Origin of the sequence: Escherichia sp. E4385 (genome assembly GCF_963883145.1) — a bacterium.
Classification (GTDB): domain Bacteria; phylum Pseudomonadota; class Gammaproteobacteria; order Enterobacterales; family Enterobacteriaceae; genus Escherichia.
In genome coordinates this window covers 15,961-36,428 of the sequence record NZ_CAWOOJ010000025.1, presented here as the reverse complement: position 1 = coordinate 36,428, position 20,468 = coordinate 15,961, and the positions used below count along the sequence as shown (strand labels likewise).

The window sequence follows — 20,468 nt, the reverse complement described above, 5'->3', positions numbered from 1 at the left end:
TTATGCTGCATTTAAAAAATATTACAGCCGGTAATCCAAAAACGGCAGAGCAATACAAACTGACAAAAAAGCATGGTATAGAGTGGCTGTACTCTGAGAACGGAGAAAACTGGTACGAGGAACAAAAAAAGTTCTCTCCTGATACCATCAAGATTGCGTACCTTCCTTCAGGCAGGGTTTTTGCCGTTGAAAAGGACGTGACTGGCATTGACCCGAAGGGAATGAGTGTTATCGAGTTGCCGGATATTACCGTATACCGTCGAATTGAAGAAAATGGCTACTGGTTTTACCGCAATGATAAGTTTGTTTTTGATTACAGACTTAAAGCGGAAGATGAGCGTGAGTCGCTTCTGGCTCAGGTCAGCGTCCGGACAGGTGAATGGGAAAAAGACCTGCTGCTGGGGCTAATCAGCGACGAAGACAAAGAAAAGCTGAAAGCCTGGCGTATATACGCGAAATGGCTGCAGGCGATGGATTTCAGCACTATCACCGATAAAACCTCATACAGAGTCATTGAATGGCCTGTCTCTCCGGAAACCTCTTCCTGATTTAATTTATCGCGAGAAAACTATGTCTGTAGTGATATCAGGTGCGCTGATTGATGGCGCAGGCATCCCCATGTCCGGATGCCACATAATTCTGAAATCCCGGGTAAATACCTCAGAAGTGGTGATGCGCACAGTTGCTGACGTGGTGACCGGAAATAATGGGGAATATTCGTTCGAGGCGCAGACCGGAAAATATTGCGTGTATCTGAAACAGGACTGGCGCGACGAGTACTGTGTTGGCGACATTGCTGTATACGACGACTCAAGCCCCGGCACGCTGAACGACTTTCTGACCGCCCTTGGGGAAGACGACCTGAAGCCGGATGTGGTGAAGCGTTTTGAGGAAATTGCAGATGCAGTCAACCGTCTCTCTGAACAGGTGAGCAGTGACAGGGAGAAAGCAGAAGCAGCTGCTGATGCTGCAAAAAATGCAGCATCAGCGGCTCTGGACAATACCAATAAGGCGGAGGAATTTAAAGAACAATCACGGAAGAATGCCGAAATCGCTGCGGGATGCGCGCAAAGTGCCGGACAGCACGCTTCGGATGCTGCACAAACTGAAAAGCAGGTGGGAATCCTGGCGACAGATATTCGACAGAATGCAGGCGATGTTTATCAGAACGTACAGCATGTTGAGCGTCTGGCATCAGAAGTTGCGCAGAATGCCAGCCAGGTGCATCAGAATACCCTGACAGTAACGGATGCAGCGCAGTCTGTGGAGCGGAATGCACAGCTGACAACGCAGTTAAGAAACGAAGCCGGTCGCTTTGCCGACGAATCCAGGAAAAGTTCAGAGGATGCAAAAGAGTACAGTGACAGTGCCAGAAAAGCGGTCGATGAACTGAAATCTGTCGGTACTTATCCGGCAGGGATAGCTTTTGCATGGCCAGCGGATATTCCCCCGGAGGGGTTTGCAATAATGCAGGGGCAGCCATTCGATAAATCTGTGTATCCACAACTGGCAGCTGTATTTCCGTCAGGTGTAATACCTGATATGCGAGGGTGGACAATAAAAGGCAAACCAGACGGGCGCGCAGTACTGTCTTACGAAGAGGATGGTGTTAAGCGGCACGGGCATACGGCAAAGGTATTACCGACGGATTTGGGGGCCAGGGAGACAAGTTCCTTTGATTATGGCTCTAAAAGTACAGAGCATGGAGGATTGCATAATCACATTACCAACGGAGTCTGGACAGGTTCAACAACGAGGAACGGAGGAACAAAGTGGGACACGCCAGGATATATAGCGGATATAACAACCAGCAGCGGAGGCGAGCATGTGCATGTGGTTTATATCGGCTCGCATATTCATACCGTGGCACTGGGCGAGCATGGTCATGATGTCACAGTTGATGAGACGGGTAATGCAGAAAATACAGTTAAAAATATCGCGTTTAACTTCATTGTGAGACTGGCATGACAAATTTCAAAATGAGTCCGGAATCCCGGACACTGAAAATTTATAACTTACGGGCTGATACAAAAGAGTATATAGGCGCAGGAGATGTTTATATTCCGCCGAATACAGGATTACCGGCGAACTGCACGCTTATCGAACCGCCAGAGGCTGGCCCCGGCCAGGTTGCCGTTTTCAACGATGCACAGCAACAGTGGGAAGTTGTTGAAGATCACCGTGGGAAAACGGTATATGACACAGCCACCGGGAAGACATTGTGCATTTCCCGTCCGGGGGCTTTGCCGGATGATATCACCACTTTACCGCCAGAGGGGGAATTCCATCGATGGGATGGTGCGAAATGGATAAAAGACGACGAGGCCGAAAGGGCGGCGAAAATTCGTGACGCCGAACGGGAGAAGCAAAAATTACTTCAGGAGATAATGGAAAAAACACAGCTGTGGCAAACGTGGCTGTCACTTGGGATTATCAGCGAAGCTGATAAAAAATCACTCAGGGAGTGGATGTTGTATGCCCAAAAAGTTGAAGCGACGGACACATCTGAATTACCTGTGAGATTTCCCGACAAACCTCTTATTGTGGGTGAGCTATCCGGTGCGTTGTAAAAATCCCATCTTTCATTGTGCCGGAAATACCAAATCGCCATTTATTAAAGCCCAATTAGTAGTCAGTTAGAGCAAGAAAAATAGCGGACTTCTGCTGAATGGTAAAAAAAAGCCCCGTCTCAAGTACGTGATAACGAGACCTAAAGCATGGATAACAGGACTCTACACAAAGACGGGGTAACATAATATCTGAACAAACATACTGACAAACGGGATATTTCAATTAAAGACACAACGAGTACCAGGCGTACAGAGTGGATGTTGTGTCTGACAGGTGAGTTTACTGATAGCGCAATAAAATAAATCCCCTGTCATCATTTATTGTAGAAATCTTTATCAGTCATGCTTATGAGATAAATACAAGAAACGGTGTGAAATTTGACCTAAAACAATCATGGGGATGAAAAGAGTCTTGTGCAGTTTTGCAGATGTAAAAAAACCGCAGACACGTCGTATGCAAGAACGTGCTGCGGTCGGCTGGTTAACTTTCGATAGTGCGAATATTGAATAATTTCCAGCCGGAATGGATTCTATTGGAAAGTATTCAGAGGTGCAATCTGCAGTTCACGAATTGAGTATTTTTAGGATTTTTATGGTGGCAAAAATGGGGCAAAACGCTGCAAAAGGGGCAGAAATGGGGCAAAAAAAGAGTTGGTTATCGTGGCTTGTTGTAGTCGCTGATTCAACTTAACACATTGAAAAACAAATAAAATACTTATGTGTCAGATGGTTGTGATTTTTTCCCTTACTTGTTGAGATTGTATTGTTCTTTCTTACTAATTTCTTGATTTTGCGACATTTAATAGCGACTCAATTCGTTATATGGCATCAGAAAAGTATGCGTCATGCCGGAACGCCCAGCATAAGAAATCTGATATAAAAACTGTGGCGTGTATGGTACGGATTAGAGGGGAAAATGTCAGCACATTTGCGAAATGAATCAAAAAGCCCGCAGCGGTCTGCGGGCGTTAGTGTTAGCGCACGACCAGCACTGAGCACTCGGCGTGACGTACTACGGCAGCGGCGTTAGAGCCGAGCAGGTAGGTGGTGATATCCGGTCGATGAGAAGCAATGATTATCATGTGAGCAGGGATTTTTTTCGCCATTTCCAGAATACGGTCTTTTGGCGAACCTTCTTCAACATGGACATGCACTCTGTCAGTTGGCAGTTTGAATTTTTTAATGACTTTTTCCAGTTGCGATTTGGCTTCCGCTTTCAGGTCATCCATTGCCGGTAACTCTGCGGAATACGCTAATCCCAGAGAGGCATAGTAGGGTAGCGAAGGTATTACCGTCAGGAAATGAACCTCTGCATCATCAATCTTTGCCTCTGCCTCAACGTGGCTAATCACACGTTGAGTTAATTCTGAATCTGAAATATCGATAGGGACAAGAATCGTTCTGTTCATAAAACCTCCTGTTTTAGTATCCGCATAAAGTGTAACGCCAGATGACTCATTTTGTGTAATGACGGAGTTCACATTTTTAATTTAGATCAAGGGAGGAGAAATATGAAGAAAATGCCCGCCAAACGGCGGGCAGGCAAGATTAAAACTGGTATACCAGACCTAAAGCAACGATATCATCGGTAGAGATACCGTTCGCAGCGTAGAAGCTGTCATCCTCATCAAGTAGGTTGATTTTATAATCAACATAGGTGGACATGTTTTTGTTGAAATAATATGTTGCGCCAACGTCGGCGTATTTAACCAGATCTTTATCGCCATCAGTACCGACTAAATCGTTGCCTTTAGACATCAGGAAGGAGACAGCCGGACGCAGGCCAAAATCAAACTGATACTGGGCAGTAACTTCAAAGTTCTGGGTTTTGTTGGCAATCGTATTTGCTGAATTGCCGTAAGGCGTCATGTTACGGGTTTCAGAGTACATGGTTGCAAGGTAGATATTGTTAGCATCGTATTTTGCCCCTGCCGTCCATGCGTCAGCCTTATCGCCTTTTGCAGTAGAGAATTCAGCCTGTTGGTTGGTACGATCAGAACTGGTATACGCAGCACCAATGCTCACCCCCATACCTAAGTCGTAGGTAGAGGAGATACCGAAACCGTCGCCATTGGCATTCTTAATATTACGACTGCCGCCGTTTGCCGTACCTTCTTGCTCATGACTAACCTGGTTTTCGTTCGCTCCCTGATACTGCACAGCAAAGTTCAGGCCATCAACCAGACCGAAGAAATCGGTGTTACGGTAGGTCGCGACGCCGTTTGCACGACCGGTCATATAGTTATCGGCTTTGGTATAAGAATCGCCACCGAATTCAGGCAGCATATCTGTCCAGCCTTCGATGTCGTACATCACACCATAATTACGACCATAGTCAAATGAACCGAAGTCACCAAATTTCAGACCAGCAAATGCCAGACGAGTCCAGGAGTCGCCTTTATCATTTTCAGAGCCATTAGCCTGAACGTTATATTCCCATTGACCATAACCAACCAGTTGATCGGTAATTTGAGTTTCGCCTTTAAAACCAAAACGTACATAAGTTTGATCGCCATCACTATTCGCATTATCAGAAAAATAATGCAGGCCATCGACTTTGCCGTACAGGTCTAATTTATTGCCGTCTTTATTATAAATTTCTGCTGCATGTGCAGCACCTGCGGCGAGCAGGGCAGGGATTAAGAGCGCCAGTACTTTGCTTTTCATTGAATAAATCCTTTAGTTATTTTATTTGCCTTAATTTCCCCTGTTTGGGGAATGAAAACATCCTAAAGGAGAAGTTCAGTTAGCAGATAAATATCATTTGTTACGCCTTAAGTAAAACCTTAATCAAATAATTCTATGGAAATAGTAATAAGTTTGATGAATGTGTTTTTGGGGAATCATGCAAAATAAAAATTATACATTTAATAAAGCATGGGTTATTCTGCGCGGGTTATATGCCTTTATTGTCACAGATTTTATTTTCGGTTGGGCCATTGCATTACTAATGTTTTTCCAACGGATAAAAAGACAAGCCCGAACTTTCGTTCGGGCTTTTTTTTGAATTGGATAATAGTTATCCAGAAAGGTTACTCGGTGCTATTTTTTTCCGCCTTTCCGGCCATTTGTGCCAGGAAGTCATAACGTTTTTGCAAATCAGCGGCGGCATCTTTCCATAACTGTTCGGCCACTTCCGGCTGTTGCGTGTTCAGACGGCGGAAACGCTGTTCATGAAGAAGCGTTTCTTCCAGAGCTTCTGAAGGCGGGCGGGAATCCAGCGCCAGCGGCAGTTTACCTTCATCGGCTCGACGCGGATCAAAGCGATACAGCGGCCAGAAGCCAGTTGCGGTGAGTTGACGCATCTGGTCGTGACTTAATGCCAGGTCATAACCGTGCTCTTCACATGGGCTGTAAGCAATAATCAGCGATGGACCCGGATACGCTTCTGCTTCCTGTATCGCTTTCACCGTCTGGTTGAGTTGTGCGCCAAGAGAAATCTGCGCGACATAAACATGACCGTACATCATCATGCTAACACCAAGATCTTTGCGTGCTTTGCGTTTGCCATGTTCACCAAACTTAGTTACCGCGCCAAGCGGGGTGGCTTTCGATGCCTGACCACCGGTATTGGAATAGCATTGCGTATCCAGCACCAGGATGTTGACGTTTTCCGTCAGACTCAACACATGATCCAGACCGCCAAAGCCGATGTCGTAAGCCCAGCCGTCACCACCAATCAGCCAGATTGATTTCTCCACCAGTGCATCTGCGTCACGCAGCAGTTCATGCGCTTCAGCCACATCTTTGAGTTGCTGGCGCAGAGCAGCGACTTGTTCGCGACGAACGTCTGGCGTGGCGTCTGATTTCAACGCAGTCAGTAACTCAGCAGGGATTTTATCAGCAAATTGATCCAGCAGACGCAGCACGCGGACACGGTGTTGATCGACTGTCAGGCGGAAACCAAGGCCGAATTCGGCATTATCTTCAAATAGCGAGTTCGCCCATGCCGGTCCACGACCGTTGGTATCAGTGGTATATGGCGTGGAGGGCAGGTTGCCGCCGTAAATAGAAGAACAACCAGTAGCGTTGGCAATCAACATCCGATCGCCATAGAGCTGAGTGAGCAATTTGATATACGGCGTCTCACCACAACCGGAGCAAGCGCCAGAATATTCAAACAGCGGAGTGATCAACTGCGAAGTACGAATATCAATACGTTCCAGTTTGCTACGGTCGATTTCTGGTAAATTCAGGAAGAAGTCGTAATTGATTTTCTCTTCTTCCACATGTTCCAGACGCGACATCATATTGATGGCTTTGATCTCTGGATTTTGTCGGTCTTTCGCCGGACAAACTTCTACGCACAGGTTACAACCGGTGCAGTCTTCCGGTGCGACCTGCAACACATATTTCTGCCCGCGCATATCACGAGATTTCACATCCAGTGAATGCAGGCTGGTCGGAGCGTTTTCCATCGCTTCGGGCGGTACGACTTTCGCGCGAATGGCGGAGTGTGGGCAAGCCGCGACGCAGTGGTTACATTGAGTACAGAGTTCCTCTTTCCAGATAGGGATCTCTTCGGCAATGTTGCGTTTTTCCCAGCGAGTAGTGCCCATCGGCCAGGTGCCGTCTGGCGGCAGCGCCGAAACGGGGAGGGCGTCGCCAAGTCCGGCGAGCATCGCAGCGGTAACCGTTTTGACAAAATCAGGTGCGGCATCAGATACCACTGGTGGACGGTTGGCACTTTGCGGATTTACCGGTTGCAGTGGTACTTCTTCAACGGACTCGCGCGCCAGCGCCAGAGCTTGCCAGTTGCGTTCCACCAGATCCTGGCCTTTGCTGCTGTAACTTTTGGCAATGGCGCCCTGAAGTTCGGCCAGGGCGCTGTCGCCAGGCAGAATTTGCGTCAGGTGAAAGAAAGCCATCTGCATGACGGTGTTAATGCGTGCTGCCAGCCCACATTCGCGGGCAATTTTCGCCGCGTTAATCACATAGAAACGCGCTTTTTTCTGATTCAACACAGCCTGAACTTCTTGCGGCAGCCGCGACCACACTTCATCGGCGCTGTACGGTGTGTTAAGCAGGAAAATGCCACCAGGTTTTAAACGCTCGGCCATTTGATATTTGTCGATAAACTGCAACTGGTGGCAGCCAACAAAATCAGCTTGCGAAATCAAATACGCGGAACGGATGGGCTGCTCGCTTACGCGCAGATGGGAAACTGTCAGGCCACCCGCTTTTTTAGAGTCGTAAACAAAATAGCCCTGGGCATACCACGGCGTGGAGTTACCGATAATTTTGATATTGTTTTTAGTTGCGGAAACGCTGCCGTCGCTACCCAGCCCGTAAAAGAGTGCTTCCAGTTTTGCCGAATTTGGCAGGGTGTTTTCCGGCAACGGCAGTGACAGATTAGTCACATCATCGTAAATACCAACCGTAAAGCGCGCTTTCGGTTTAGCTGCGTTGAGTTCGGCGAATACCGCCAGTACACAGTCTGGGCCAAATTCTTTGGATGAAAGACCATAGCGCCCGCCAATGACGCGTGGCAGTGTTTCGCGCTCGCCATTATTAAAGGCTTCAGCCAGCGCCGTCATTACATCCAGATACAGGGGTTCTGCCTGCGCACCAGGCTCTTTGGTGCGATCCAGCACCGCCACAGTACGTACAGAGTTCGGCAATGCTAGCAGTAAGTGTCTGGCGGAGAAAGGGCGGTAAAGTCGCACTTTTAGTACGCCCACTTTTTCGCCACGGGTCAGCAATTCGTCCACGACTTCTTCACAGGTGCCGATGGCCGACCCCATCAGGATAATTACCCGTTCCGCTTGCGGATGACCATAATACTCAAACGGCTGATACTGGCGACCTGTCGCGGCAGCGAAATCAGCCATCGCCTGTTCAACATGGTCATAGACCGCGTTGTACCACGGGTTAGTGGCCTCACGTGACTGGAAGTAAGTGTCCGGATTAGCCGACGTACCGCGGATTACCGGATGTTCCGGGTTAAGTGCGCGAATGCGATGAGCATCAATTTCTGCCTGGGGCATTAGCTCAAGAATAGTGTCGTCGGCCAGTGGGACAATTTTGTTGATTTCGTGGGAAGTGCGGAAACCATCAAAGAAATGAATAAATGGCACGCGGCTTTTCAGCGTTGCGATGTGTGAAATGAGAGCAAAGTCTTGGGCTTCCTGCACGTTTGCTGCACACAACATGGCGCAGCCAGTCTGGCGCACCGCCATCACATCTGAATGATCGCCAAAAATAGAGAGCGCATGAGTGGCCACAGTACGCGCTGCCACATGCAGTACAAACGGCGTCAGCTCACCAGCCAGTTTATACAGCGTCGGGATCATCAGCAGTAAACCTTGCGACGATGTAAATGATGTCGAAAGAGCGCCTGTTTGCAAAGCACCATGCACAGTTGCGATAGCCCCAGCTTCTGACTGCATTTCAACCACACGAGGTGTATCTCCCCATACGTTCTTCAGGCCGTTTCCGGCCCAGGCATCAGCCTGTTCAGCCATCGTGGAACTCGGGGTAATAGGGTAAATGGCGATAACTTCACTGGTGCGAAATGCCACCGAAGCTACCGCGCCATTTCCGTCAATTGTGATCATACGACACCCTTACATTGCGCAAATGAGGGGCGCACGAAAAAGCTGCGCGCCCAGTAGTAATCTTTTAATTTTAGCAAATGGCTTTCTGCTGCATTTTCGCTTTTGTGTTCTCTATATCAGCGTAATGAATGTTTTGATCAAATCCGGTACAAAAAAATAGCCACAAAATAGTAACAATACGTTGCAATTCACAATACAGTTCTCGACGTAGCCGCCTGAGCTGCCTATTATTACGGCGGTGTCGTTGGACTTAAAGATTTGAGGAAGTAAAGATGCGAGTAATGTTGTGCGTAGGGGCTGCTGTTTTATTGTTGTCGGCGTGTAGTAGTGAACCTGTTCAGCAGGCGACCGCGGCGCATGTGGCCCCAGGTTTAAAAGCGTCAATGTCGAGTAGCGGAGAGGCAAATTGTGCGATGATTGGCGGTTCGCTTTCCGTTGCCCGTCAACTGGATGGTACAGCGATCGGGATGTGTGCATTGCCCAACGGCAAACGCTGTAGCGAACAGTCGCTTGCCGCCGGAAGTTGTGGCAATTATTAATTCATTAAATCCGCCAGCTTATACGTTAATGTCTGTTTTGCGGTCGCCAGCGTTAACTGATTCGCAGTCAGATCCACTTGCGCACCTTCTTTCAGCATTTCGCGGATGGTGTTATCGAGTTCGTTAAGCTGTGGATTGGCACACATCATACGAGTCATTGCCAGTCCTTTAACTTTTAGTTCTCCGTCCGAAAGTTTACCTTCGCCGCTAAAGCGGTTGCACATGTTGCCAGAAATCATCATCTTTTCACCAAAGCTGATTTCTGGCGGGTTTTTCTCGCTGGCAACAGGTTGACCATTTACACTTTCCAGTACGAAACGGTGATGCTGTAACTGTTCTGGCGTTACAGCAATTTTGTCATTACTTACACATCCCGCCATCAGCAGGCTTAGCGCGACTAGCGCGGCAACTTTCTTCATTGTGGTTCTCAACTTAAGGTATATGCCGGATGCAACGCGACGCGCCTTATCCGTCCTTCAAACGTATTTTAAGGATAGTGGATGAAAGATCTTTGGGGATTATCTGAATAAGCTCCCCTGACTTGCAGGGGAGCCGCAAAATTAAACCAGTTCGTTCGGGCAGGGTTCGCCTTTTTCCAGATTGCTCAAATTTTGCAGCGTTGTCTGGGAAATACTGGTCAGGGCTTCTGCCGTCAGGAACGCCTGGTGTCCGGTGAACAGTACGTTATGGCAGGCTGACAGACGACGGAAAACATCATCCTGAATCACATCGTTGGATTTATCTTCAAAGAACAGATCGCGTTCATTCTCATACACGTCCATTCCCAGCGAGCCAATTTTCTGGTTTTTCAGTGCTTCAATCGCGGCTTGTGAATCAATCAGCGCACCACGGCTGGTGTTGATGATCATTACGCCATTTTTCATCTGATCGAACGCCGCCTCATTCAGCAGGTGGTAGTTCTCCGGCGTCAGCGGGCAGTGTAGGGAGATAACGTCTGATTCAGAGAACAAGGTCGGCAGATCGACATATTCCACGCCGAGTTCCAGCGCTGCTGCACTTGGATACGGATCGAATGCCAACAGGCGCATACCAAAACCTTTCAGTATACGCAGCATTGCTACACCGATTTTACCGGTACCAATCACCCCCGCCGTTTTACCGTACATGGTAAAACCAGTAAGCCCCTCCAGAGAGAAGTTGGCGTCACGGGTACGCTGATACGCGCGGTGAATACGACGGTTCAGCGTCATCATCATACCAATCGCATGTTCAGCGACGGCTTCCGGATCGTAAGCCGGGACACGCACCACTTTGAACCCCAGCTCTTTTGCCGCGTCGAGGTCGACGTTATTGAAACCGGCACAGCGCAGGGCGATATACTTAACGCCGTGCTTTTTCAGCTCCTCCAGCACCGGACGGCTGCCGTCGTCGTTTACGAAAATACATACTGCTTCGCAACCGTTGGCGGTTTTTGCCGTTTTTTCCGTCAGCAGAAAGTCAAAAAATTCCAGCTCAAAGCCAAAGGACTCGTTCACCTGTTGCAGGTACTTTTTGTCGTACTGTTTTGTGCTATATACGGCGAGTTTCATAAGACTTTCTCCAGTGATGTTGAATCACATTTAAGCTACTAAAAATATTTTACAAAATTTAAAATTTAATTGAAAGTCATGGCGATATTGAAAATTCCAGGAACATCTATGCTTAGTGTAGGCGCAACCTTCAACTGAACGGTTAAACATGCCACAATACCTGTATTGACTGCTTAATTTTTCGCTAAATCAGGATATTAACTACCCATGTTGGGTAAATATAAAGCCGTTCTCGCGCTGCTATTACTGATTATTCTTGTGCCGTTGACGCTGCTGATGACGCTCGGGCTGTGGGTTCCCACGCTGGCGGGTATCTGGCTACCGCTCGGTACACGCATTGCATTGGATGAAAGCCCACGCATTACGCGTAAAGGTTTAATTATTCCCGACCTCCGTTATTTGGTGGCGGATTGCCAGTTGGCACATATCACCGATGCCAGCCTTTCGCATCCCAGTCGCTGGTTATTGAACGTCGGTACAGTAGAACTTGACTCCACTTGCCTGGCGAAATTGCCACAGGAAGAACCCTCGCCAGCCGCGCCGAAAACTCTTGCGCAGTGGCAATCCATGCTGCCTAACACCTGGATCAATATTGATAAACTGATTTTTTCACCCTGGCAGGAATGGCAGGGAAAACTCTCTCTATCGTTGACCTCCGATATCCAGCAACTCCGTTATCAGGGCGAAAAAGTTAAATTTCAAGGCCAACTTAAAGGGCAGCGACTCACGGTCAGTGAACTGGATGTTGCCGCCTTTGCAAATCAGCCGCCAGTAAAACTGGTGGGAGAATTTACCATGCCGCTTGTGCCGGATGGGCTTCCGGTAAGTGGTCATGCTACAGCAACGTTGAACCTGCCGCAGGAACCGTCACTGGTGGATGCCGAGCTGGAGTGGCAGGAAAATAGTGGGCAATTGATTGTAATGGCTCGAGATAACGGCGATCCGTTGCTCGATTTGCCGTGGGAAATTACCCGTCAACAGTTGACCGTTAGCGATGGTCGCTGGAGCTGGCCGTATGAAGGTTTTCCCCTGAGTGGGCGGCTGGGTATCAAAGTCGACAACTGGCAGGCAGGGCTTGATAACGCGTTGGTTAGTGGTCGACTGAGTGTGCTGACCCAGGGGCAAGCGGGTAAGGGTAACGCTGTGCTTAATTTCGGCCCAGGAAAATTAAGCATGGATAACAGTCAGATGCCGCTGCAACTGACCGGTGAAGCGAAGCAGGCAGATCTCATTTTATATGCTCGCTTACCTGCTCACTTAAGCGGAAGTCTGGCTGACCCAACGCTGGCCTTTGAACCGGGCGCATTATTACGCTCTAAAGGGAGAGTCATTGATTCGCTGGACATTGACGAAATCCGCTGGCCGTTAGCAGGTGTTAAAGTGACGCAACGTGGTGTGGACGGTCGCTTGCAGGCCATTTTGCAGGCTCATGAAAATGAATTGGGCGACTTTGTGCTTCATATGGATGGGCTGGCGAATGATTTTCTCCCTGACGCAGGCCGCTGGCAGTGGCGTTACTGGGGCAAGGGCAGTTTTACCCCAATGCACGCCACCTGGGATGTTGCAGGGAAAGGTGAGTGGCAGGACAGCACGATTACGCTGACCGATCTCTCAACCGGGTTCGATCAGTTGCAATATGGCACGATGACAGTGGAAACACCGCGCTTAATTCTTGATAAACCCGTTGTCTGGGTGCGCGACGCCCAGAATCCGTCTTTTAGTGGCGCGCTTTCGCTGGATGCAGGACAAACACTTTTCACGGGCGGTAGTGTGTTACCGCCATCAACATTAAAATTTAGTGTCGATGGGCGCGATCCGACGTATTTCCTCTTCAAAGGGGATTTACATGCTGGTGAGATTGGTCCGGTACGGGTGAATGGTCGCTGGGACGGTATTCGCCTGCGCGGCAACGCCTGGTGGCCTAAACAATCACTGACCGTATTCCAGCCGCTGGTGCCACCAGACTGGAAGATGAACTTACGCGATGGCGAGTTGTATGCCCAGGTGGCATTTTCTGCTGCGCCTGAGCAGGGCTTCCGTGCGGGTGGGCATGGCGTGTTGAAAGGTGGCAGCGCGTGGATGCCAGACAACCAGGTCAACGGTGTCGACTTTGTTTTGCCATTTCGTTTTGCCGACGGTGCGTGGCACCTGGGAACGCGGCGGCCTGTGTCATTACGTATTGCTGAGGTGGTTAACCTGGTGACGGCAAAAAATATCACTGCCGATCTTCAGGGCCGTTATCCGTGGACCGAAGACGAACCCTTGTTACTGACCGATGTGAGTGTTGATGTTTTGGGCGGTAACGTGCTGATGAAACAATTACGTATGCCGCAACACGATCCGGCGCTGTTGCGACTGAATAATCTCTCTTCCAGTGAACTGGTTAGCGCCGTCAATCCGAAGCAATTCGCGATGTCAGGGGCATTTAGTGGCGCATTGCCGCTATGGCTTAACAATGAAAAATGGATTGTGAAAGATGGCTGGCTGGCAAACGCAGGTCCCATGACTTTGCGCCTGGATAAAGACACCGCCGATGCAGTGGCAAAAGACAATATGACCGCAGGAACTGCCATCAACTGGTTGCGCTATATGGAAATTAGCCGTTCATCGACAAAAATTAATTTAGATAATCTCGGCGTGTTAACCATGCAGGCGACGATCAGTGGTAATAGTCGCGTCGATGGTAAAACCGGTACGGTAAATCTCAATTACAGCCATGAAGAGAATATTTTCACGCTGTGGCGCAGTTTACGCTTTGGCGATAATCTCCAGGCATGGCTGGAACAGAATGCCCGACTCCCGGAAACTGGCTGCCCATCAGGAAAAGAGTGTGAGGAAAAACAATGAAAATAGTGATAGCCGCGTTCGCGTCCTCTTTTATGTTGGTTGGCTGTACGCCGCGCATTGAAGTGGCTGCACCGAAAGAGCCAATCACCATTAATATGAACGTTAAAATTGAGCACGAGATCATCATCAAGGCGGACAAAGATGTTGAAGATTTGCTCAAAACCCGTAGCGATCTTTTTTGAGGTAATGATGAATAGAACATTACTCATAGCGGTATGGATTATTGGTCTGCTGAGCAGTAGTGCGATGGCATTAACCCTGAATGAAGCCAGAAGTCAGGGGCGGGTAGGTGAAAGGCATAATGGCTACCTTGCGGCTATAAGCACTGATCCGGAAACACGCGAGCTGGTAGCAAATATCAACCAGGCACGGAAAGAGAGTTATCAGAAGCTTGCTGAAAGCCATAATATCCCATTGGAGGAAGTGGCGAATCTGGCAGGGACGAAGCTGGTGGAAAAGGCAAAACACGGTGAATACGTGCAGGGCATAAATGGTATGTGGGTACGGAAATAACATACAACGGTAGTTCAAACACCATTTGGTAGTAGTCGGTGAAAAATAGGGTATTAGTTCACAAGATCATAGTGCACTGTGTCGCTGCAAAGGAGAACATCGATTACACCGACATTCCTGAGAAAAAGATGAATGTCTTAAAGGAGATGCGTTCGCAACTATAGTGAATTGCTTCCCATTAAATAAATCATCTCAATCAATATTGAAAGCTTATAATATTCTTTTTGTGAATTTAATATCGAAATCTTTATCATCATTGAGATGGTTTTTAATTATATATAAAAATTATCTTTTTATGATTTAAATATTCATTGAAACTATAATTAGTCGATACTGACAAAATAGATTGAATAATGTTCAAATAGCAATATAGAATGCCTTGCATATGTTTTTTGAATGTTTCATGGTCAGGTATTTGTAAAGGTTGTTGATTTCAACAATTTTTATAAATCCTGGCATTCTTTATATTTGTCAGAAGGATTTATTATGCAAAGGAAAACCCTATTATCAGCCTGTATTGCATTAGCTCTGAGTGGTCAGGGTTGGGCGGCTGATATTACAGAGACAGAAACGGCCACAGGCGAAAAGAAAAATACCAATGTGACTTGTCCGGCAGACCCTGACAAGCTGACTCCGGAAGCGTTAAAACAAATCCCTCCCGAATGTTCTCCACAAGTACAACAAAACCTTATGCCGTGGGTTGCCTCTGGTGCCTTTGCGTTAATCACCGCGCTGGCGGTCGTCGAACTAAACGACGATGGTAATCATCATCATCGCAACAATGCCCCTGTACCGCCGACACCACCCGATGATGATTCAGGCGATACTCCAGTGCCCCCAACGCCTGGCGGAGATGATATAATCCCGGACGATGGTCAAGATGATCCCCCTACGCCCCCCAAACCCATTTCGTTCAATAATGACGTTATCTTCGATAAAACAGCAAAAACGTTAACGATTCGCGATACCGTTTTTACTTACAGCGAAAATGCTGACGGGACTATTTCTCTGCAAGATAGCAATGGGCGTAAGGCAACGATTAATCTTTGGCAGATTGATGAAGCAAATAATACCGTAGCCCTTGAAGGGGTGAGCCCAGATGGCGCAATAACGTGGCAATATAATCACAATGGTGAACTCATAATTAACGGTGACGACGCCACGGCAAATAACAGCGGCAAAACCACCGTTGATGGCAAAGATGCCACTGGCACGGAAATCAACGGTAATAACGGCACCGTTATTCAGGACGGCGATCTGGACGTCAGCGGCGGCGGTCACGGGATTGATATCACCGGCGACAGCGCGACGGTGGACAATAACGGCACCATGACCGTCACCGATCCGGAGTCCATCGGCATTCAGATCGACGGCGACCAGGCGGTTGTTAATAACGAAGGCGACAGCACCATCAGCAACGGCGGCACCGGCACGCAGATTAACGGTGACGACGCCACGGCGAATAACAGCGGCAAAACCACCGTTGATGGCAAAGATGCCACTGGCACGGAAATCGCTGGAAATAATGCGACAGTCAATCAGAACGGTGATCTGAATGTAAGTGGCGGGGCACATGGAATGGATATCACCGGTGACAGTGCGACGGTGAATAACAAGGGCACCATAACCGTTACAGATGAGGGTTCGATCGGTATTCAGATCGAAGGTGAGAACGCGACCTTTTCGAATACCGGCAAGGTTGATGTTACGAATTCAGCTACCGGGTTTAGCATCACTACTAATAATGGGGATGTCTCACTGGCTGGCGATATGCAGATTGGTGATTTCTCCACGGGGCTTGTGCTCAATGGTGACGACAACAAATTAACATTGGCAACGACCGATCTGAATGTAACCGGGCAATCGGCCACTGGGGTTAATGTTAATGGTGATGGTAATAACGTTGATATCACTGGCAACATCAAGGTCGATAAAGATCAGTTAGCGGATAATGGTGCTGAAAAATTTTACGATACTTCAACTGGCATTAGTATTAAAGGCAATAATAACAATACAAATGTCGATGGTAAATTGACAGTTGTTGCCGATAGTGAAACGACTACCCAGTCATATTTAAAATATGATGGTAGTCAGGAGAATATCTCTGGTTTGGTAGTGACAGGTGATGACAATACAATTAATTTAAATAGTGGCATTCATCTGGTAGGTGAGGCTAATCAATTAACCGATGGTTCTGCTATAGCTGCGCAGCGCAAGGGATATGGCGATGTTCAGGTCATTAGTGTTGATGGCCAATCCACTGTTCATCTTAAAGGGGATTCAACAATAAGTGGTGATTTCCCATTAGGTTATGAAAGTATCATTCAGTTAAATAATAAAGCTATACTTGAGGTCGATGTTGGTGCCACACTAAGTATGGGTGATATTACTTCTTATGATCATTACAACACGCCAGAATCAAGACTCATAGGTGTTAATTCAGGAGCGAGTGCAATAAATAATGGTGACATAGCACTAAGAAACATTGGATTTGCAACAGTATCAAACGCTGACTCTACCGGTATTAACAATGGTTCCATTACATTGGAACAATATTTTTATGGGCAAGTACAAACTGCTGGTGCTGGATTCTTTGCGACACAAGATGGTAATGCAACAAATAATGGGACAATTACCGCAAAAATAATGCAGCAACAGAGTGTGATGAATATCTATTCTGACCTTGGAAGTACAACCCCAGCTGCGTTCTATAATAGAGCATCTGGCACTACAGGGATGGAGTCGTTCATCAATGGCTCAGTGGTCAATACTGTAGACGGAATTATTGATTTGTATGGACGCGGCACGATCGGTATGCTGGCCATTGATAATTCCACTGCAGATAATGCGGGGAAAATCAGTCTGGATTCGTTGTGGGTTGATGTAAACGACACAACTACGTTGAATAATAACATTGGCTCCGCTGACGCCAGAGATTTTGGCGTAGGTATGGCTGTGGGTACCGATACAGGTAGTAGCCCAAAAGAAAACGCAGTTGCAACCAACCAGCAAGGCGGGGTCATCACTGTCTATAACGCCGGTGCAGGGATGGCTGCTTATGGTGCGAGCAATATCGTCATAAACCAGGGGACGATTAATCTTGAGAAAAATAGTCATTATGATGCAAACCTGGCAGCAAACACCCTGGTAGGGATGGCTGTTTATAACTATGGTACTGCTATCAACGACCAGACAGGTATTATTAATATTAATGTTGATACCGGTCAGGCGTTTTATAACGATGGCACAGGTACAATCCTTAATTATGGTGCTATTAATCTGTTTGGTGTTCCTATGGATGAAGCTGATCCACATATGGGGGCTACAACAGAAAACAAAGATCTATTAAGAGAGCTGAGCAAGAGTGGTGAATCAGTTACCAAGACATCCACTAAGGATGGATTTATCATTACTGCGCCATTAGTTAATAATGGTAATGAAACGTTGAATGGTGATTTAAAAGCATCAAACTGGTTGTACAATGAAGAAAATGCCAGTCTGACGGTTAATGGTAAGTTGGATATCATAAAAGGATTGGAAAATAAAGGAGTGCTGGAGTCCGACACCATCAATTCTAGTATCAGTATTTATAATCGTGCTTCGGGAAGTATCACAACCGATATGTTAACGTTGAATGGTGGAATAAACTTCTATAATGAAGGTATTTTCAGCGGTGTTATTAATGGAACTAGTTATAAACAAAATATTGTTAACACTGGTGATATGACAGTAACTGCTGATGGTAGCTCTTTAATAAACGGTAGTTTCTTGCTTTATAATGAAGCAGGTTCGACGCTCACAAATAGCGGCAATGCTATTGCGGGAGGGGAAAATGCTATCGTTAATGTGACTCGTACTGGTGATTCACTTGCCCAGGTTAACCGCGGTACTATTACCGCGACTAATGGTTACAGCGCGATTAAAACCGCTAATACCGGTTCAAATAGTAATGGTAAGTGGATCTGGAATACGGAAACTGGCGTTATTAATGGTATTAATCCAACTGCGCCATTGATTGATTTAGGCCGTGGATATAATTTCGCAAATGCCGGAACAATCAATATTCAGGGTGATGGTGCAGTTGCCATTAGTGGAGGAGCTACCAGTTACACAATCCAGTTGGTGAACAGTGGCACGATTAACGTGGGTACTGAACAGGGCAAAGCTGATGGAAGCAACGGTGAAGGCCTGATTGGCATTAAAGGTAATGGTTCTGCAACGACGATTAATAACACTAAAGACGGCGTTATTAATCTTTACGCAGATAATTCATGGGCGTTTGGTGGTTCCACTAAAGCGATCGTCAATAACGGTATTATCAACCTGCTGTGTAATATTGGTTGCGATATTTATGCACCAAATACAACAGGGACGAGAAATGATCATGATGGTACTACTGATATCACCGTACCGAATGCTTCTGCGACACCAGGACAAGGCAATGTACCTGCTGCGCCTGTTGAGTCAGTTACCCAGCAAAAACTCACCAATTACACCATTGGTACCAACAGTGACGGAAGTTCCGGCACGTTGAGAGCCAATAATCTGGTCATAAGTGACAACGTCACGGTCAATACCGGCTTCAGTGCCGGTACTGCTGATACCAGCGTAGTGATTGATGATGTTTTCAAAGGTGAAAATATCAGCGGCGTGGAGAATATTACTTCCTCCTCAGTTGTCTGGAACGCTAAAGGCAGCACCGATGTCAATGGCAACGTTGACGTCACCATGAGTAAAAACGCCTACACCGAGGTGGCAACTGATGCTTCGGTGAATGACGTCGCGAAAGCACTGGATGCGAGTTATACCAACAACGAGCTGTACACCAGCCTTAACGTTGGTACTACGGCAGAATTGAATAGCGCACTTAAGCAAATCAGCGGCAGCCAGGCCACGACAGTGTTCCGTGAAGCGCGCGTGTTAAGTAATCGCTTCAGTATGCTGGCGGATGCGGCACCGAAGGTGGGTAACGGTCTGGCGTTCAATGTAGTCGCAAAAGGCGATCCGCGTGCCGAGTTGGGCAACAACACCGAGTACGACATGCTGGCATTGCGTAAAACCATTGACCTGAGTGAAAGCCAGACGATGAGTCTGGAGTACGGGATCGCTCGTCTCGATGGCGATGGTGCACAGAAAGCGGGTGATAACGGGGTGACTGGCGGCTACAGCCAGTTCTTTGGCCTGAAACATCAGATGTCCTTCGAGAATGGCATGAGCTGGAATAACGCATTGCGTTATGACGTGCATAACCTCGACAGCAGTCGTTCAATTGCATTTAGCAACACGAGCAAAACGGCAGATACCGATGTGAAACAGCAGTACCTTGAGTTCCGTAGCGAAGGAGCGAAGACCTTCGAGCCGAGCGAGGGGCTGAAGCTCACACCATATGCGGGCATAAAACTGCGTCACACACTGGAAGGTGGCTATCAGGAACGCAATGCCGGAGACTTTAACCTGAGTATGAACAGCGGAAGCGAAACGGCAGTAGACAGTATCGTCGGGTTGAAACTGGACTACGCAGGCAAAGACGGCTGGAGCGCGAACGCGACACTGGAAGGTGGGCCAAACCTGAGTTATGCGAAGAGCCAGCGTACTGCAAGCCTTGCCGGCGCAGGCAGTCAGCACTTTAATGTTGATGACGGTCAGAAAGGCGGCGGTATTAACAATCTTGCAAGCGTTGGCGTGAAGTACAGCAGTAAAGAAAGTTCGCTGAATCTGGATGCTTACCACTGGAAAGAGGACAGCATCAGCGATAAAGGCGTAATGCTGAACTTTAAGAAAACGTTCTAATGATTAGGTCGTGAAGAAAACCGCAACGCTGATTCAGGTTGCGGTTTTTTATTGCTAGATGCGACGCCTGGCGTGTCTTATCCAGCCAACGGTTTGCTGCTT

At 47.6% G+C, this 20,468-nt stretch carries 13 protein-coding genes and 1 pseudogene; 9 read left to right on the top strand and 5 right to left on the bottom strand.

Going from position 1 to position 20,468, the window contains the following annotated elements; translation table 11 throughout:
- Positions 1–2: 2 nt before the first annotated feature.
- From AACS80_RS22455 to AACS80_RS22445, 4 genes and pseudogenes are all read left to right on the top strand, one after another.
- Positions 3–548, top strand: coding sequence for a tail fiber assembly protein (locus AACS80_RS22455; RefSeq protein ID WP_138184003.1), 546 nt, complete (start codon positions 3–5; stop codon positions 546–548).
- 22 nt (positions 549–570) lie between these two features.
- Positions 571–967: pseudogene (locus AACS80_RS24035) on the top strand (prophage tail fiber N-terminal domain-containing protein); the annotation flags it as partial.
- Between the two features lie 500 nt (positions 968–1,467).
- A complete protein-coding gene (locus tag AACS80_RS24030) occupies positions 1,468–1,968 on the top strand; it encodes a hypothetical protein (protein ID WP_445236453.1) in 501 nt (166 codons plus the stop codon).
- Positions 1,965–2,570: a tail fiber assembly protein gene (locus tag AACS80_RS22445; RefSeq protein WP_135409934.1), complete on the top strand. Its 606-nt coding sequence runs from the start codon at positions 1,965–1,967 to the stop codon at positions 2,568–2,570. Before AACS80_RS24030 ends, AACS80_RS22445 begins: the two co-directional genes overlap by 4 nt.
- 974 nt (positions 2,571–3,544) lie before the next feature.
- Here AACS80_RS22445 and uspF read toward each other — a convergent pair.
- The 3 genes from uspF to nifJ all read right to left on the bottom strand — a co-directional run bounded on the left by uspF (position 3,545) and on the right by nifJ (position 9,127).
- Positions 3,545–3,979 (bottom strand): universal stress protein UspF, encoded by a 435-nt coding sequence (gene uspF, locus AACS80_RS22440; RefSeq protein ID WP_130260872.1) that lies wholly within the window; start codon positions 3,977–3,979, stop codon positions 3,545–3,547.
- 139 nt (positions 3,980–4,118) lie between these two features.
- Positions 4,119–5,237, bottom strand: coding sequence for a porin OmpC (ompC, locus tag AACS80_RS22435; RefSeq protein ID WP_130216118.1), 1,119 nt, complete (start codon positions 5,235–5,237; stop codon positions 4,119–4,121).
- 365 nt (positions 5,238–5,602) lie between these two features.
- On the bottom strand, positions 5,603–9,127 hold the full coding sequence (gene nifJ, locus AACS80_RS22430; RefSeq protein ID WP_135409935.1) for a pyruvate:ferredoxin (flavodoxin) oxidoreductase: 3,525 nt from the start codon (positions 9,125–9,127) through the stop codon (positions 5,603–5,605).
- A 272-nt stretch (positions 9,128–9,399) separates the two neighbouring features.
- On the opposite strand from nifJ, the gene AACS80_RS22425 reads away from it, so the two are divergent.
- On the top strand, positions 9,400–9,666 hold the full coding sequence (locus AACS80_RS22425) for a putative hemolysin (RefSeq protein WP_130260869.1): 267 nt from the start codon (positions 9,400–9,402) through the stop codon (positions 9,664–9,666).
- Here AACS80_RS22425 and hslJ read toward each other — a convergent pair.
- Positions 9,663–10,085, bottom strand: coding sequence for a heat shock protein HslJ (gene hslJ, locus AACS80_RS22420; RefSeq protein WP_130208751.1), 423 nt, complete (start codon positions 10,083–10,085; stop codon positions 9,663–9,665). The genes AACS80_RS22425 and hslJ overlap by 4 nt on opposite strands.
- A 141-nt stretch (positions 10,086–10,226) precedes the next feature.
- Positions 10,227–11,216 (bottom strand): D-lactate dehydrogenase, encoded by a 990-nt coding sequence (gene ldhA, locus AACS80_RS22415; RefSeq protein ID WP_064527367.1) that lies wholly within the window; start codon positions 11,214–11,216, stop codon positions 10,227–10,229.
- Between the two features lie 207 nt (positions 11,217–11,423).
- On the opposite strand from ldhA, the gene AACS80_RS22410 reads away from it, so the two are divergent.
- The 4 genes from AACS80_RS22410 (at position 11,424) to AACS80_RS22395 (ending at position 20,366) form a co-directional block, all read left to right on the top strand.
- Positions 11,424–14,063, top strand: a complete 2,640-nt coding sequence (locus tag AACS80_RS22410; protein ID WP_135409936.1) for a YdbH family protein — start codon at positions 11,424–11,426, stop codon at positions 14,061–14,063.
- Positions 14,060–14,245: a YnbE family lipoprotein gene (locus AACS80_RS22405; protein ID WP_000706310.1), complete on the top strand. Its 186-nt coding sequence runs from the start codon at positions 14,060–14,062 to the stop codon at positions 14,243–14,245. Before AACS80_RS22410 ends, AACS80_RS22405 begins: the two co-directional genes overlap by 4 nt.
- 7 nt (positions 14,246–14,252) lie before the next feature.
- A complete protein-coding gene (locus AACS80_RS22400) occupies positions 14,253–14,576 on the top strand; it encodes a YdbL family protein (protein WP_130208906.1) in 324 nt (107 codons plus the stop codon).
- A gap of 486 nt (positions 14,577–15,062) precedes the next feature.
- Positions 15,063–20,366, top strand: coding sequence for a BigA/YdbA N-terminal beta-barrel domain-containing protein (locus AACS80_RS22395; protein WP_138184002.1), 5,304 nt, complete (start codon positions 15,063–15,065; stop codon positions 20,364–20,366).
- Positions 20,367–20,468 lie beyond the last annotated feature (102 nt).